The organism is Gemmatimonadaceae bacterium (assembly GCA_036003045.1).
Classification (GTDB): domain Bacteria; phylum Gemmatimonadota; class Gemmatimonadetes; order Gemmatimonadales; family Gemmatimonadaceae; genus JAQBQB01.
Genome location: DASYSS010000043.1, coordinates 19,171 through 34,521 on the forward strand (window position 1 = coordinate 19,171; position 15,351 = coordinate 34,521).

The window sequence follows — 15,351 nt, forward strand, 5'->3', positions numbered from 1 at the left end:
TCGAGCCATCGTGCCGCTCGCCGCCCTGCTCGCGATCGGCGCCCCGTGCCGAGCACAGGACTCGACTCTCTCTAGGACGACGACCCGCGCCTCGTACTGGACACGGTTCACCGCCGGGGCGGTCTCGAGCATTCTGCTGCACGAGGCAGCGCACATCGCGACGTCGTATGCGGTCGGCGGCCGCCCGACGTTCGGCTTCGACGACTTTCGCCCGACGATCTATTCGGGAATCAACTCGCACATCGAGCCGCACAAACAATTCCTTTTTTCGGCGGCCGGCCTCACGGTGCAGTCGCTGCTCGACGAAGCGATCCTCGACGTTCCGCACGATCGTGGCGGTGTGTTCGAGCGCGGGCTCCTCGGCGGCGGCATCGGCACGACCGTGTTCTATCTCACGATCGGGCGCCGCGGCACGGTGAGTGACGTGGACTTCATGGCGCGCACGCACGCGCTCACAAAGACGCAGATCACGCTCATCTTCGGCGCCGTCGCGCTCGAGCACTCGATTCGGATCGCGCGCGACCCGAGCTACGCGAATTTCTTCGCCCGGCCGTCGGAGGACGGACGAGTTCGGCTTGGAGTGCGGCTGAAACGTTAGAAGGCGGTGACCGGTCTCCGGTCACCGGTCTCCGATACTCAGGTCCAGGTTTCGATTCTCACCGGTTCCGGAGACCTGCGAACGGGGATCGCCGTTGCATTTTCGGTATTTATTCGGTAGTCTGACTAGAGAGGTCAGACTCGATGTCCACTCCGCGCAGCAAGCCCGGCCGACGTACGCCCGTCGCCCAGTCCGCGCTCTTCGACCGAGAGACGCTGGGGCGCTCCCTGCCGATCGTCGGCGAGCAAAAGGACATTCGCTACATCGGACTCGTCTCGAAGTCGGTGCTCAACGATCCCGACACGACGGGCATGGGCTTCTGGTCGGTCAATCCCTACGTTGGCTGCGCGTTCGGCTGTGCGTACTGCTACGCGCGCTACACGCACCGCTGGGTTCTCGACCGGCACGCCAACGACAATCCGGACCATGACGAGCTGCGCGAGGCGCATCAGGCGATGCCTCCGTGGCTCGCGTTCGAGCGTCGCATCTTCGTCAAGCAAAATGCGGCCGACGTTCTCCGACGCACGCTGCGCCACGGATCGGAGAAGCATCTCGCGCTCATCGCCGGCGAGACGATCGTCATCGGCACGGCGACCGACCCGTTCCAGCCCGCCGAGCGCCGCTATCGCATCACGCGATCGGTGCTCGAGGTGCTCGCCGAGCATCCCGGACTTTCCGTCTGCATCATCACGAAGAGTCCGCTCATCACGCGCGACATCGACCTGCTCGCACGCATCGCGCGCATCTCGACGCTCTCCGTGCATCTCTCGCTCATCTCGATCGATCGGGATCTCGCTCGGCGTCTCGAGCCGCGCGCACCAACACCCGATGCGCGCTTGCGCGCGCTCGCCCGTCTTCGCGCGGCGGACATCGAGACCGGAATCAACGTGATGCCTGTATTGCCGGCGATCACCGACGCGCCCGCGGCGCTCGAGCGGCTCGTGCAGGCCGTCGCGGAACGCGGCGCGTCGTATCTCAACGCGTGCCCGCTGCGGTTGCGGTCGTCGGCGCGGATGCGGTACCTGCCGTTCATCGAAAAGGAATTTCCGGATCTGGCCGGCCGCTATCGCGCGACGTACGCGAACGATCACAAGGTGAGTGAGCAGTACACGGAAGCGTTGCGATCGACGATGCGCGGGCTGTGCGAGAAGCACGGCGTGGCGTACGGCCACTACGGACGGGCGCCGTATCGTGAGATCGAGGCGAAATTCGCGGGCGACGACCAGCTGAGCCTCGAGTTGGAGAGCAGCTCGGCTCTTTGAGCGAAGAGGGCTGACGGCAGAGTCCGCATCACATTTCTGGTGGCGATTCACGAGCCTGTGGACTCCTTCTTGCTTTCGGCTTTTGTTCGGTATAGCTTCATCCCCCCGATCAAAGCCGAATGTCCGCCTCCGTCGCCGCCCTCCGAGCCCTCATCCAGCAGCGTTTCCCAGACGCTGCCCCGCTCACTGGCGGGGCGGAGACCAGCGATGGAGTCGCCACCGGCATCGCTGCGCTCGACCGGCTTCTCCCCAACAACGGCTTTCCCCGCGGACGCCTTTCCGTCTGGACCCCACTCGGCGCCGCCACCGCGATTCTGCGGTCGGCCTGCCATGCCGTGGTTGCGTCCGGTGAGCGGGCGGCCTGGATCGACACGGACAACACCGTCGCCGGCGCTTTTTGGTCGCCCCCCCGCAGCTCGAGCAGCCTCTACCTCGTCCGGCCCAGGTCGCGCCTCGACGCGTTCCGCGCCGCCGACGAGCTCCTCCGGTCCGGCGGGTTTTCACTTCTCATACTAGCTGGCGCTGAACCCCAGGGCGCCGAGACCGTCCGGCTGACGCGCGCCGCGCGCGAGGGCGGCGCCGCTCTCGTCGCCGTCGGCACGTCGGCGTCGATGGCCAGCCTCCGACTCTCGTCGCGCCTGCTCAACTACCACTGGCGTCTCACGCCGTTCGGCGATCCTGCGGACGCCGAACGCGCCGACGTCCGCATCGACGCGCGCTCCGCCGGGTGGAACGCACACACGACCTTTTCTCTCGCCGTGATGAATCATGAGCTACGTCTGTCTCTGGAGTCCGAGCTGGCCGACCGGCGCGGACTTCCCCGCTGATCTCGTCGCCGGTTTTTTGTCCGTGTCTCCTCGTGTCGCCGTCGGCGAGCGCGGCCTCGTCTGGGGCGACGCGCGCGGCCTCGTCGGCAGCCTGCTCGCCGACCAGATGCTCCGCGCCGCCGCCGACTACGGCTTCGACGACGCGCACGCCGGCGTCGCCGTCTCTCCCGTCGCCGCCGAAGTCGCGGCCACCGAGAGCACCACGCCGGTCGTCGTCGTGCGGCCGGGCCAGGAACGCGCGTTCATCGCGCCCTATCCGCTTCGCGTCCTCTCGCCCGACGAGCGCCTCACGCCGTTGCTCAAGGGACTCGGCATCGAGACGTGCGGCGCGTTCGGCGCGCTCGATGCCGAAGCGATCGAGGTTCGACTCGGCGCCGACGGCATGAAGCTTTGGCACCGTGCCCGCGCCGACGACGAGCGCTGGCTTTTTCGAGTTCCCTTGCGCGCCTTCCCCAACGCGTCGCTCGAGTGGGTCGAGTACGGGCTCAAGGATCCCGAGCGGCTGCTCTTCGTCATCAACTCGCTCGCCGGCACCGTCTGCGCCGAGCTCGTCGCGCGCGGCGAGCGCGCCCGCGAGATGTCGATCGTCTTCGCGCTCGGCAACCGCACGCATCGCACGCATCTCATTCGCTCGTCGCGCCCGAGCGCGGAGCAAAAACGGTGGATGCGTCTCGTCCGCGAAGCGCTCGACACGATCACGCTGCCCGACGCCGTGATGGGCGTAACGCTCCGCGTCGAATCGGTCACGGGCAACAACGGCGCGCAGGGCGACCTGTTCGACCGCGGGTTCGCCAGCGCGCCCGCCGTCGAAGACGCGATCATCCAGCTGACGGATGATCAAGGCGACGTCGTCGTGACGCCGGAGAACTCGGAGCATCCGCTGCTCGAGATGCGCACGACGTGGCGCACACGGACGTCGTCGGAGAACGACCACGGCACGACATACCTACCGACGCAGGCGCCCGCGCGAGCGAAAATCGACACACCGGCGCTCACGCTCCAACTCCTGCCGACGCCGAGGACGGTCACCGTCGATACGACGCCGCGCCGCGACCACGCCGTTCCCGTCCGCTACCTCGACGACAACGAATGGCACGACATCGTCGAAGTCGCCGGCCCGGATCGCGTATCCGGCGGTCAATGGAGCGACGCGTACTCGCGCGAGTATTTCCGCTGCGTGCGCGAGGACGGAATGATGGTCTGGCTGTTTCGCGGAGCGCAGCAACAGTCGGCCGACTGGTTTCTACAGGGATGGTGGGACTGAACACGGCCAACGGGTTTCGATAAACGCCTCGGATGAGGGGGGGAGGGGAAGCAATGGAGCGGCTGACTGGCGCGTTCACGGTGATGAACTGGGAAGAGCATCCGTACGAGGATGCGACGGGACTGCCGATGCTCGCGCATGCGACGGTGACGCACGAGCTGACCGGCGACATCGAGGGTGAGGCGTCGATCACGTATCTGTTGGCCTACGATTCCAACCCGGGCACCGGCGCTTCGTACGTCGGCCTCGCCCGCATCACGGGGCGCATCGGCGAGCGCCACGGCACGTTCGTCGCCCGCGACGTCGGCACCTTCGCCAACGGAATCGCCGAGAGCTGCTGGACGATTCTCCCCGGCCTCTCCACCGGCTCTCTCTGCGGCCTCCGCGGCGAAGGCCACTTCGCCGCCACCGACTCCGGCGCCTCGTACTCGTTCAACTACGAGTTCGACTGATCGCGTCCCTTCGGAAGTCAGCGCCCGTGTTTGTAGAACTCAGATCTCACACCTGTTTCTCTTTCTCCGACGGCGCGATCTCCGCGGAAGCGTTAGCCCGCCACGCTCGCGCCCTCGGCTACTCACACCTCGGCATCACCGACACCGCCGACTTGGGCGGCCTCGCGCGCTTCGCCACCGAAGCGATGGCGCCGCTCAAGGACCCGACGTGTCCTCGCAGCGACGACCACGACGACACGGCCTGCCACATCTGCCAATATCCGGTTCGTCCGCTCGTCGGCGCGGAGCTGAACGTCGACGGCCATCCCGCCGCGTTCCTCGCCCGCGACCAAACCGGGTACTGCAACCTCGCCGCTCTCGTCACGCTCGCCCGCGTCGGCCAGTGGTCGTCGTGGGAAAAGCCGGTGCAGGCGAAGCGCCGCGGCCGTCCAAGAGTCTCTTGGCAGCAGCTCGCTGATCATTCGCAGGGCTTGCACGCGCTCACCGGTCCCGCGACGGGCGAGCTCGCGTCGCTCGTTCGCGCGGGTAAATCGCACGCCGCCGAGCGCGCGCTCGGCCGTTGGCGGGACGTGTTCGACAAACGGCTATCTATAGAAGTCCAGCTCCACCACACGGGCGGCCACGAAGCGGCGCTGGCCACTGAGCTCATCGAGCTCGCCGAGCGAACGGGACTTCCGTGGTTCGCGACGCAGGACCCTCGCTATGTGGACGAGCCGGGTCGTCTCGTGCACGACATGCTCACCGCGCTGCGCTTGGGACTAACGATCGACGACGCGGCCGCGCGCGGCCTCCTGCATCCGAACGGCGAGTGGCGCCTTCTCTCGCCGGAGCAGATGACCGAGCGATGGCAGGGACGCGAAGAAGGTCTTCGCGAGACTGTCCGCATCGCCGACGAGTGCACGGGCTTCCTGCTCGATTGGATGCGTCCTCCCCTTCCCGATTTTCGCAAAGCCAAGCTCGCCGCGCGTCTCTCCGACGTCGATGACAACGTCGCGCTGCGTCGCTGGACGGAAGAGGGCATGCGCGAGCGCTGGACCGACCCGACACCGCATCAGCAGCGGCAGATCGAGCACGAGCTGAGGCTCATCGCGAACCTCGGCTTCGCGGGATTCTTTCTCGTGATGGCCGACGCGGTCCGTTTCGCGCGGCACAAAGGGATCCTCTGCCAAGGGCGCGGCAGCGCCGCCAATTCCGCGGTCGCGTTCTGCCTCGGCATCACGGCGGTCGATCCGGTGCAGCACGGTCTCTTGTTCGAGCGCTTTCTCTCCGAAGCGCGCGTCGACGGCAAGGCGGAGCCGCCGGACATCGACGTCGACTTCGAGCACAACCGCCGCGAAGAGGTGCTCGACTACATGTACGACAACTACGACCGCGCGCACGCCGCGATCACGGCAGTCACGCAATGCTTCCACGCGCCGACCGCCGTGCAGGACGCCATGCGAGCGCTCGGCTATCCCGCGGCGACGGCATTTGAGATCTCAAAACGCGTCCACGGCGACGAGCCGGCGACGTGCATCGATGCCGTACGCGAAGTCGCCGCGCGCCGGGAAGTCGATCTCGGGAATCAGCGCGGCAAAGCGCTGCTCACGGCGCTCGAAGCCTTTGATGGGCTCGCGAGGCTGCGCTCGACGCACGTCGGCGGCTTCGTGCTTTCGGCGGCGCCGCTCGGGAATTATTTGCCTGTCGAGCAGACGACGATGGGACGCACGATCGTCCAATACGACAAGGACGACCTCGACATGATCGGCGTGCCCAAGTTCGACTTCCTCGGACTCGGCGCGCTCTCGATGGTGCGCATCGCGTTCGACACGATCGAGCACCACTCGGGTGTGCGTCCGCAGATGTACGAGATCCCGATGGAAGACGCCAAGACGTATCAGCTCATCCAAACAGGCGAGACGATCGGCACGTTCCAGATCGAGAGCCGCGCGCAGATCAACTCGATCCTGCACACGGCGCCGGATCACCTGTACGACATCGTCGTTCAGGTCGCGCTCATCCGCCCCGGGCCGATCCAAGCGAACTTCGTCCATCCCTATACGGCCCGGCGGCTCGGCAAGGAGCCGGTGACGTTCCTCCATCCCGACCTCGAGGAGATCCTCGCCCGCACGCAGGGGATTCCCATCTTCCAGGAGCAGGCGATGGCGATCGCGATGAAGCTCGGCGGTTACACGGGCGCGCGAGCCGACGCGCTGCGCCGCACGATGGGCAACATCCGCAAAAAGGGCCGGCTCGAGGCGGCGCTCGTCGAGATGAAGCAGGCGATGCTCGCCCGCGCGGCGTCCGGCGCGATCGCACCGCTCAGCGAAGAGACGGCGACGCGCATTTGCGACGACCTGGTGAGCTTCGCGAATTATGGGTTCCCCGAATCGCACGCGTGGAGCTTCGCGCTCATCGCGTACGTGACGGCGTACCTCAAGGCGCATTACCCGACCGAATTCTTCATCGGCGCGCTCAATGCGCAGCCGATGGGGTTCTATCCCGTGTCGACGCTCGTGCACGACGCCAAGCGGTTCGGTGTCGAAGTGCGTCCGCCCTGTCTTCTCGTCGGCAGCCGCGAGTGCACGTACGAGGACGGCGCGATGCGCGTCGGCTGGCGGTTCGTGCGCGGCATCGGTGACACGGTGCTCGACGCGCTCGAGGCCGCGCGCAAAAAATGCCCGTTCACCTCGATCCGCGACGTCGTGCGACGAGCGAAGCTGAATCGCGACGACGTGCTGGCGTTCGCGCAGGCCGACGCGTTCGCGGCGTGGGCCAAGGATCGCCGGCATGCCGCGTGGGAGGGCTTGCACGCGAGCGGCGACGTCCTGCCGCTCGCGCCCGCCGCGGCGACGCCGCACGATCCGGTGCCGATCACGCCCGACGATCTCATATTCCTGGATTATCACGCCGTGGGAATGAGCATCGCCGGCCATCCGATGGCGTCGGTGCGCGACAAGCTCGTGCGCGGCGGCGCGATCGACACACGGCAGCTCGCCAAGATGCCGAACGGCCGCAAGGTGACGATCGGCGGCCTCGTGACGGTGCGTCAGCGGCCGGCGACGGCCGGCGGAACGATCTTTCTCTTGTTGGAAGACGAGTGGGGCTACGCGAACATCGTCGTGCCCAAGCCGCTCGTGGCGCCGAACGAAGAAGTGGTGAAGCGGGATCCATTCGTGCTCGTGCAAGGGCGCGTCGAGAACGACGGGTCGGCGATTTCGGTGGTGGGGCAGAAGTTCAAGACACTCGACGTGGGAGCGTTGACGCACCGGGCGCACGAGTTTCGGTGAGCTTTCACACACCCGCCCCATAACCATTCAGGGGTGTGCATCGAATGACCGCGCGTTCGTCTTCGACCCGTCGCGCGTGGCCGACACGGCGCTCTCGCGCAAGCTCCACGGCTGGGGCCAATTGCGCCGGCTGCCTCCGCCCATCTTCGCCATGGTGACGACCGAGAACTTTCAGGGAAGGTTCTTCTTCGGGTTCTAGCGGCGCCGTGGTCGCACCGGCGCCCGGCCGCGGCCGCAGATCACATACTTGGTGGGTGAGGCAAGCCGGCGTGAACGTCGCAGCCGAGCCGGCGGACCGTCGCGCGCGGCCAACAATCACGCGGTCGAGCGCTTTCACAATAGCCAAATCGATTCACCAGACACAAATTCTCCCCTTGTGCCGTCTTACCTGATGGTAAGATTGGTTTCCGGGACTTCTCGGAACTTCCCGCGGTGACCCGCGCCACTGCGAACGGACAAAGGACCCCCCTTCCGCCATGACCGGCCGGCGGCTCGTGATCTTCAACGCAGACGATTTCGGCCTGACCGACGGCGTTTGCCGCGGCATTTGCGAGGCTATAGATGCCGGCGTCGTCCGAGCCACGACGGCCATGGTCTGCGCTCCAGGGTCCCGCGAACACATCGAGCAGTGGAGCCCGGCGGCGTCGCGCGGGGGACAGATCGGCGTGCACCTTCAGTTGACCGAAGGACGGGCATGCCTCGGTCCGGATGAGGTCTCCTCGCTCGTCGACGCCAACGGAGATTTCCCGGGTTCTCCCGCCGGGGTCCAAAACGTGAATCCATCACACGTTCGGGCCGAATGGACTGCGCAGGTCGCTGAATTGCGGGCTTGGGGGATTGATCCGTCGCACATGGACAGTCATCACCACATCGGGCTCAAGCCGCACGTCGTGGACTCGTACGTCGCCGTCGCGTCGGCCTCGGGATTGCCGGCCCGCACGACGTCGCCAGAGCTCACGGCTCGGTTGCGAGCGAGCGGCGCTCCCTGCGTGGACCTGTCGATGACATCGTGGTACGACGGGGAGCTGAGCGCGAAGTCGCTGCTGCGGCGCATCGAAGCGGCGTTCAACCGCATCCACGGATACGGAACCCTCGAGGTGATGTGCCACCCCGGGTTCGCCGACGCGTCGTTGGCGGAGAAGTCGAAATACGTCCGGCAGCGAGAAGCGGAGCTCCGCGTGCTCGCGTCGAGCAAGCTGGCCAAGGGACTTGGCCATCTCGACGCGGAGGTCGCGTCGATGTCCGCGATCAACCTCGTGGCGGCCTGAGCAGAGGCGATCGACGATGATCGGCAGCCACCCCACGATTCTGATGGCGACGCGCAACCGGGCGGCGACGCTCGAGTCTGTGCTCGACGCGTATTGCCGGCTGGAGTCGCCTCCCGCCGGATGGGACCTCGTCATCGTCGACAACGGAAGCACCGATCGCACGGCGGAGGTGGTCCGCTCGTTCCGCGACCGGCTGCCCATCACGTTCTGCTTCGAGTCGACTCCGGGTAAGAACGCCGCGCTGAACACCGGGCTCCCGCTCGTCACCGGAGATCTCATCGTCTTCACCGACGACGACATCTTTCCCAAAACGGATTGGCTGATTCGCCTGTGCGAAGCGGCGGACGAACGAGAGTCCTACTCGATTTTCGCCGGGATCATCGCGCCACGGTGGGAAGCCGCGCCGTCGAGCGTGATCCGGCAGGCGATCCCGTTGGCGATCGCGTACGCCTTCCATCCGCAGGGGCTGAGCGAAGGTCCCGCTCGTCCGAACAACGCGCTCGGCGGAAACGTCGCCATCCGCGCCGAGATCTTTCACCGCGGTTACCGCTTCAATACGTCGATCGGACCGCGGCCCACGTCGTACACCATGGGGAGCGAGGCGGAGTTGATTCGTCGTCTCGCCCGCGACGGCGAGCGCATTTGGTGCTGCGAACGCGCGAATGTCGAGCACCTGATTCCGCGCTCGAATCTCGAGACGTCGTGGATTCTGGAGCGCGCGGTGCGGTGGGGACGCTGCCGGTGCTTCTTCGACTCGCTCGATGCTCAACAGACGCAGCCGTCGTGGCTCGGGATCCCCCGCTGGATTTTCCGCGCGGCCGTCGGGCAGGCCGCGACCGCGACGAGAGCGGCGTTGAGCGGAAACGCGGCGATGCTTCTGCACGCGCGATGGCGGCTGCGTTTTCTCAAGGGCGTCGCCTACGAGGCGCGGCAGTTGCGCAGGACCGGCCCGCGGCGCATGCGCTCATTCGCGAAGCCCGACGCGACGGCACGGCCGAGCGAGGTCGGCAACAAAGTCTCGTAGGGTGCGCTTGCGGCCCGAGGACGGGACGCTCAACATCCTCGCCCTCCGGCACGGAGCGTCCAAGGTGAGAATCGGCGGAACTATCGTCGGCGCGTTGTTCGCGCTGATCGGCCTCGTGTGGATCTTCCAGGGCGTCGGCGTCTTGCCCGGAAGCTTCATGACGGGGCAGACCAAGTGGGCCATCTACGGCGCCATCGCCCTCGTCGTCGGGTTGGCGGTCGTCCGGCTGAGTCGGCGATAGTCGTGATGCGCACTGGTGAGCCTAAGCCGGAGGCCTCGACATCTCCGTGAGACGGCGGACGAAAACGTCGAATTCGTCGTGCATGATCTTCATGGACGGATTCGCCATCATGCGCCGAAACGACTTTTCCTGCGCGATCTGCCACATGCGGCTGTTCCACGACGCGAAGTAGTCCGGCGGCAGCTGGCCATGCTTGTGAGCGTACCACGCGATCTCGAACAGTGACAGCTGCATCAAGTTCAGGAAGTAGTCCTGCACGTCGCGGTCGGTCTCCAAATGATCCACGTCGCGCTCGTGGACCGACGCGAGCGACGGGTTCTGCACGCGGATGGCCCGCAGCTGATACTGGAGTTCGACGAGCTTGGAGAAGTTCGCGACGAGCTGCGCCTTTCGCGCGTTCCGGAATTGGATTGCCGTGTAGATCAAGCCGCCGGCGATGGCGAACGACGACAGCGCCTGAAGCGTGACCTGGATGATCTGCAGCGTGACCGGCATCAGGCGGGCGGGCTCGGTTGTCGCTGCAAGACCCGTCGATTCGGCCCGTTGCCGGTCGCCAACGACTTGACCGCGCCGCTTCGCTCCGCGCGCTCGAACTCCCACGCGCCGTTTCCTTCCAACCCGACGAACTTGTCGTCGCCGAGGGGCGCGAGCGGAGCCGATCGCTTGCTCGCCTGATTGTAGAAGGCGAGCATCGTGCCGTCCGCCGTGACGCTGATCTCGAGGCGCGTCGTATCGTTGCCGGCGACTCCGACGTAGTGGCCCACGTACTCGCCGAGCTTGGCCGGCGAGGCCGCGACGACGGCGCGTGTGACGCGCGGTGGCGCGCCGAATCCGTACTCTTCGGCGAAGGCGCGCTCGATCTCCGCCATCAACCCGCCAGCGACGCCGTTCATCATGATCACGAATCCGCGCCCGGTGTTCGGCCGCATGAACATGTCGGCGACGAATCCCTCGTCCCGGCCGCCGTGCGAAAACGTCAACGAATCGGCCTCGCCGGCGACTGAAATGCCCAGGCCCCAGTATCCGTTACCGAACGGCGGTCGCTGGTGCACCTGCTTCGAGACCATCTGCTTCGCCATCGTCGTCGAGAGAACTCCGCCATTCTCGCCGCGGTACGATCGCGAGAGCGCGATCGCCCATCGCGCGAGATCGGATGCGGTCGTCCATAGGCCCGCCGCGGCCATCTCCGGATACACGTGAAAGCCGCCGGGGATCGGAGTGTCGAGCTGCTCGTGGCCGCTCGCGGCCTCGCCCCGACGATTCGTTGGAAGAGGATTCTCGTACGTGCTGCGCGACATCCCGGCCGGCTGGAGAACCAACTTGCGCATGAGCGCGGGAAACGCGTCGCCGCTCACGTCGGTGCTGACGAGTTGGGCGATCGTCATGCCGCCGCCGGAATAGAGCCAGCGCGCACCGGGGGTCGTGTCGTTGCGTACCGCCGGCGTGTTGGCGGGTGGCGCGCCGTCGAGCAACTGCGGCACGGTGGGCACCGGCGTTCCGAGCGCGTACCCCGGGAATCCCCACACGGTGAGCCCCGCCGAATGCGTCAGTAGCCTGCGGAGCGTCACCTTTTCGTGTTCGGTGAAACGGCTTTCAGGCAGGTGCCAGGACTTGAGCAGCGTGTTCACGTCGGCGTCGAGCGGGATCTTGCGCTGCTCGACGAGCCGCAGGAATCCGCTCGTGAACACCGGCTTGCTGATCGACCCCGCGAGGAAGAGGGTCGTCGTGTCGACGGGTTTGTGTCCTCCGAACTCCGCCACGCCGTAACCTTTCGCGAACACGACCCGGTAGTTGTCGATCACCGCGATGCTCACGCCGGGAACGTGATAGGACTTCATCCGATCGAGAATGTCGAGTCCGATGTCGGGCTGGTCGGCGATGCGAACGCCGTAGCGAAGGTGGTGATCGATCGCCGATGGATTCTGCGCGGCCGCGACGCCAGCGGCGCAGACGGTGGTCAGGAGGGAAACGATCTGGCGGAATCGCATGTGAAGGCTCAGCGCGATGACCGGTCGAATGTGCCGGGACACCGCCGCGAGGGCAATTACCGCTGGTTCCGGTGGCGATCCACCCACCACGGCCACAGGGTCAGCGGCCAGCCGATCAGCGCCGTCCACGCCAGTGCTTTCACACTCGGCGGCGGCGGGCCGAAACTCGCCGCGTAGAGAAGCAACAGGAAGATCACAAGGGACCAGAGACCGTATCGGCCGACGCGATCGGTCGCACGCGCGGCTCGCGCATAGACCCACACGCCCGCGAAGTACACGACCAGCTCGAGAACGACGGTCGCGATCGGGTTCCGCCAAAGGCCGAAACCGAAACGCGCGGCGCCTCCCGGATAGAGCGGTAGATCGGGCACGTGAACGACGAGATCGACCAACCAGTGACTCGGCACGAGCAGGCCGACGACGATCGCGCCGGCGGCGTAGCGCGTGACCGCGAAATAGAGCGCGGCGAACGCGGCGCCGGCGACGAGCTCCGTCAGCAGGCCGTGCGACCACGGATAGCTCACGAAATCGAGCGTGAGAAATGGATTGCGGCTCGCCTGCGCGATGCGGACCTGCTCGACGCCCGCGAGCAGAAGGATCGGCCAGAGTAAGTCGGCGAGCTGCGCGGCGACGAACATCGTGCCAAGCGACGTGCGGGGCGCGGCTCGTTTCGCCGCGAACGCGAGACCAAAGTGGCCGATGAACATTCTATGAAGCGCGCGAGGACATCGGATGGGGAGCGAGGTCTGGAGTAGGCGGGTCCACCGCGGATGACGCCGTAATAATAGCGGCGCGGACCGGAGACCCGTCGTCGACGAGCCGCGCGTCGGCGGGCACGCCCCCTGAATGGACGATCACGATGGCCATGCGAACAAGTTGACAGAAAACGAACGAGATCGTCACAACCGCCGAGCCAACGAACTCGTAGTGTGTGCCATCGAATGGTCAGCGATCGCGAAAGCGTTCGTTGACCGGTTCCGGCGCGAAAGCGCGTTTACACGACAGCGCCGGCGCGCCCGGCCGCCCCATCACACGACCGACTCGGACTTGCCGCTATGAGACTGTCCACCGCACTCGTTCGCCATTCCGTCGTCGCATTATCGCTCGCTTCGGTGTTCGCGCGAGCCGGCAGTGCGCAGAACGCTCAAGTCGCGCTCAGCGATGCCCCACGTCGTTTCCTCTCGCCCGGCATGCAGGGATTCGAGGATCGTCGCAAATCGGGAATCGGCCAGTTCATCACCGACAGCGTGCTTCGCGCGGAGTCGAAGACCCGCTTGTCACAGTTGCTCATGCAACACATGCCGGGAATCGTCATCGGGGACGGCGGCGCCTACGGCGAGTTTCCGATTTCGTCGCGCGTGTGCAGCGGCATGTCGTGCAGCACGCCACGTTGCTACGTTCGCATCTTCCTCGACGGCACGCCCGTGTTCGACGGTTCGCCGCAGCAGCGCAACAGCGCTGGCGTCAACCTGTCGACGTTCCGGCCGGGAGATTTGAGCGGAATCGAGTATTACGCGGGGCCATCGGGTCTTCCCGCCCGGTATGCGGGGTTCAACTCGGACTGCGGAACATTGCTGTTCTGGTCGCGCGACCCCTGACGTCGCACGCGGCCGCCGGGCGCTTCGCGCCGCGACGCCGACCGGCCTAGAATTGGGACCGGGAGGGGGGCCGCATGACGAAGTCAGTCGACCTGTACGACAACGTTTATAGCGATTTTGAAAGCAACGCCGAAACGGCGGTGCGCCGGGCCGCGTTCGGCGAGGACATCGGTCAGAGCAGTTGGCTGACCGCCGACGATTGGCTCCGCTTCGCCGATCTGGCCGGCGTGCGAGACGACTCGCGCGTACTCGAGGTCGGAAGCGGGTCCGGCGGGCCGGCCGTGTACCTCGCGGCCGAACGCGGCTGCCATGTCACCGGCGTCGACATCAACGCACACGGCGTGGGCAACGGCCGCAAGCTTGCCGCCGACCGCGGTCTCACCGACCGCGTTCACTTCGAGACCATCGACGCGAGCCGGCCGCTTCCGTTTCCCGCCCAAACGTTCGACGCCGTGCTCTCGAACGACGCGATGTGCCACATCGCGAACCGTCTCGGCGTGCTGCGCGACTGGCATCGCGTGCTTCGCCGGGGCGGGCGCATGCTCTTCACCGATGCGCTCGTCATGACCGGCCCGCTCAGCGCCGACGAGATCGCGACGCGCAGCTCGATCGGCCTCTACATCTTCGTGCCGCCGGGAGAGAATGAGCGACTGATCGCCGCCGCCGGATTCACGCTGCTCGCCGCCGATGACGTTACCGCGGACGCCGAGACGATCGCCGGTCGGTGGCACGACGCGCGGGCGTCGCATCGCGCGGCGCTCACGGCGCGCGAAGGCGAGTCGAATTTCGACGGACTGCAGCGTTTTCTGGCGTGCGTTCGAACCGTCTCGGCCGAGCGGCGTCTTTCTCGATTCTGCTACTCGGCGGAAAAGGCCTAGAGAATCCGGTCTGATCAATTCACGCGTCGGACTGAACGATTCGATCGTCGTGGCGGGGCGCGCTGGCATTCAATATTCATCAGTGGCGCCCCGCCACCAGGAGAGGATGATGACGAATCGAACTGATCGCTCGTTTGCGTTGTGGTGCGGTTCAATGGCCGGTCTCGCCGCGTTGCTGTTGACGACGCCCTCGACCGGTAGCGGCGCGCCGGCCCCCGACAAGCCCTGCACTCTCCTCACCGACGCGGAAATCACCGCCGCCGTGGGAGCGCCGGGCAAATCGCACGAGGGGCAGATGCCGGTCACGCAAGGACCGGCGAAGGGCGAGACCATGCGAACATGCTCATGGGCGGTCGGCACCGGCGCCGTCAATCTTTCGCTCGTGAAGGTGGGCGACGTCGAAAGCGCGAAAAGCGCGTTTCACGCGCAGATGCATCAGACGATGCAGGCTCTCAAGACGCAGGGATGGACGATCGAAGAAAAAGCGTTCCGCGGCGACGTCGACTGTTGGATCGGAACGCCGCCCGCGGGACACAGCGAGATGCCGCGCGCGACGGGTTGCGCCGGAGCGGCCCACGGAATGGGCGTCTCCGTGAGCGCGACCGGTTCGTCGAAGGTGCAGATGGAAGGCGTCAACAAGCTTCTCGACGCGGCGATGAAGCGAGCCGGCTAGTCGCGATCG

16 protein-coding genes are annotated in these 15,351 nt (G+C 66.3%); 13 read left to right on the forward strand and 3 right to left on the reverse strand.

The genetic code is table 11. The features are described 5' to 3' along the window. Positions 1–10: 10 nt before the first annotated feature. The 10 genes from VGQ44_10975 (at position 11) to VGQ44_11020 (ending at position 10,205) form a co-directional block, all read left to right on the forward strand. Positions 11–598, forward strand: a complete 588-nt coding sequence (locus tag VGQ44_10975; GenBank protein ID HEV8447339.1) for a hypothetical protein — start codon at positions 11–13, stop codon at positions 596–598. Positions 599–741: 143 nt separating this feature from the next. Then, positions 742–1,860, forward strand: a complete 1,119-nt coding sequence (locus VGQ44_10980) for a radical SAM protein (protein ID HEV8447340.1) — start codon at positions 742–744, stop codon at positions 1,858–1,860. Between the two features lie 119 nt (positions 1,861–1,979). Further along, positions 1,980–2,687, forward strand: a complete 708-nt coding sequence (locus tag VGQ44_10985; protein HEV8447341.1) for a hypothetical protein — start codon at positions 1,980–1,982, stop codon at positions 2,685–2,687. Continuing rightward, positions 2,629–3,951, forward strand: coding sequence for a hypothetical protein (locus VGQ44_10990; GenBank protein HEV8447342.1), 1,323 nt, complete (start codon positions 2,629–2,631; stop codon positions 3,949–3,951). Before VGQ44_10985 ends, VGQ44_10990 begins: the two co-directional genes overlap by 59 nt. 53 nt (positions 3,952–4,004) lie before the next feature. Next, positions 4,005–4,403, forward strand: a complete 399-nt coding sequence (locus VGQ44_10995; protein ID HEV8447343.1) for a DUF3224 domain-containing protein — start codon at positions 4,005–4,007, stop codon at positions 4,401–4,403. A gap of 26 nt (positions 4,404–4,429) precedes the next feature. Then, positions 4,430–7,672, forward strand: a complete 3,243-nt coding sequence (dnaE, locus tag VGQ44_11000) for a DNA polymerase III subunit alpha (GenBank protein HEV8447344.1) — start codon at positions 4,430–4,432, stop codon at positions 7,670–7,672. Positions 7,673–7,748: 76 nt separating this feature from the next. Further along, complete coding sequence (locus VGQ44_11005) at positions 7,749–7,871, forward strand: hypothetical protein (GenBank protein ID HEV8447345.1); 123 nt, start codon at positions 7,749–7,751, stop codon at positions 7,869–7,871. 277 nt (positions 7,872–8,148) lie between these two features. Beyond that, positions 8,149–8,940, forward strand: coding sequence for a ChbG/HpnK family deacetylase (locus VGQ44_11010; GenBank protein ID HEV8447346.1), 792 nt, complete (start codon positions 8,149–8,151; stop codon positions 8,938–8,940). A gap of 16 nt (positions 8,941–8,956) precedes the next feature. Then, the gene (locus tag VGQ44_11015; GenBank protein HEV8447347.1) at positions 8,957–9,964 is read left to right on the forward strand and encodes a glycosyltransferase family 2 protein; all 1,008 of its coding nucleotides are present in this window, start codon (positions 8,957–8,959) and stop codon (positions 9,962–9,964) included. Position 9,965: 1 nt separating this feature from the next. After that, entirely contained in the window at positions 9,966–10,205 is a 240-nt protein-coding gene (locus tag VGQ44_11020) for a hypothetical protein (protein HEV8447348.1), read from the forward strand. A gap of 21 nt (positions 10,206–10,226) precedes the next feature. Here VGQ44_11020 and VGQ44_11025 read toward each other — a convergent pair whose 3' ends face one another. From VGQ44_11025 to VGQ44_11035, 3 genes are read right to left on the reverse strand one after another with little or no spacing between them, the layout of a single operon-like run. Next, the gene (locus VGQ44_11025) at positions 10,227–10,700 is read right to left on the reverse strand and encodes a hypothetical protein (protein HEV8447349.1); all 474 of its coding nucleotides are present in this window, start codon (positions 10,698–10,700) and stop codon (positions 10,227–10,229) included. Further along, positions 10,700–12,193 (reverse strand): serine hydrolase domain-containing protein, encoded by a 1,494-nt coding sequence (locus VGQ44_11030; GenBank protein ID HEV8447350.1) that lies wholly within the window; start codon positions 12,191–12,193, stop codon positions 10,700–10,702. Before VGQ44_11030 ends, VGQ44_11025 begins: the two co-directional genes overlap by 1 nt. Before the next feature lie 56 nt (positions 12,194–12,249). Further along, complete coding sequence (locus VGQ44_11035) at positions 12,250–12,900, reverse strand: hypothetical protein (GenBank protein HEV8447351.1); 651 nt, start codon at positions 12,898–12,900, stop codon at positions 12,250–12,252. A 348-nt stretch (positions 12,901–13,248) separates the two neighbouring features. Here VGQ44_11035 and VGQ44_11040 point away from each other — a divergent pair, with 348 nt between their 5' ends. The 3 genes from VGQ44_11040 to VGQ44_11050 all read left to right on the forward strand — a co-directional run bounded on the left by VGQ44_11040 (position 13,249) and on the right by VGQ44_11050 (position 15,342). Beyond that, entirely contained in the window at positions 13,249–13,791 is a 543-nt protein-coding gene (locus VGQ44_11040; protein HEV8447352.1) for a TonB-dependent receptor plug domain-containing protein, read from the forward strand. A gap of 74 nt (positions 13,792–13,865) precedes the next feature. Next, entirely contained in the window at positions 13,866–14,669 is an 804-nt protein-coding gene (locus tag VGQ44_11045) for a methyltransferase domain-containing protein (GenBank protein HEV8447353.1), read from the forward strand. A gap of 109 nt (positions 14,670–14,778) precedes the next feature. Further along, positions 14,779–15,342 carry a hypothetical protein gene (locus tag VGQ44_11050; GenBank protein HEV8447354.1) on the forward strand — a complete coding sequence of 188 codons (564 nt, stop codon included), beginning with the start codon at positions 14,779–14,781 and terminating at the stop codon, positions 15,340–15,342. Positions 15,343–15,351 lie beyond the last annotated feature (9 nt).

Coding starts and splice junctions, on each gene's coding strand:
- VGQ44_10995 (HEV8447343.1), top strand. CDS start 4,005: ATGGAGCGGCTGACTGGCGCGTTCACGGTGATGAACTGGGAAGAGCAT.
- VGQ44_11025 (HEV8447349.1), bottom strand. CDS start 10,700: ATGCCGGTCACGCTGCAGATCATCCAGGTCACGCTTCAGGCGCTGTCG.
- VGQ44_11015 (HEV8447347.1), top strand. CDS start 8,957: ATGATCGGCAGCCACCCCACGATTCTGATGGCGACGCGCAACCGGGCG.
- VGQ44_11050 (HEV8447354.1), top strand. CDS start 14,779: ATGACGAATCGAACTGATCGCTCGTTTGCGTTGTGGTGCGGTTCAATG.
- VGQ44_10980 (HEV8447340.1), top strand. CDS start 742: ATGTCCACTCCGCGCAGCAAGCCCGGCCGACGTACGCCCGTCGCCCAG.
- VGQ44_11035 (HEV8447351.1), bottom strand. CDS start 12,900: ATGTTCATCGGCCACTTTGGTCTCGCGTTCGCGGCGAAACGAGCCGCG.
- VGQ44_10985 (HEV8447341.1), top strand. CDS start 1,980: ATGTCCGCCTCCGTCGCCGCCCTCCGAGCCCTCATCCAGCAGCGTTTC.
- VGQ44_11040 (HEV8447352.1), top strand. CDS start 13,249: ATGAGACTGTCCACCGCACTCGTTCGCCATTCCGTCGTCGCATTATCG.
- VGQ44_11010 (HEV8447346.1), top strand. CDS start 8,149: ATGACCGGCCGGCGGCTCGTGATCTTCAACGCAGACGATTTCGGCCTG.
- VGQ44_11030 (HEV8447350.1), bottom strand. CDS start 12,193: ATGCGATTCCGCCAGATCGTTTCCCTCCTGACCACCGTCTGCGCCGCT.
- VGQ44_10990 (HEV8447342.1), top strand. CDS start 2,629: ATGAGCTACGTCTGTCTCTGGAGTCCGAGCTGGCCGACCGGCGCGGAC.
- VGQ44_11045 (HEV8447353.1), top strand. CDS start 13,866: ATGACGAAGTCAGTCGACCTGTACGACAACGTTTATAGCGATTTTGAA.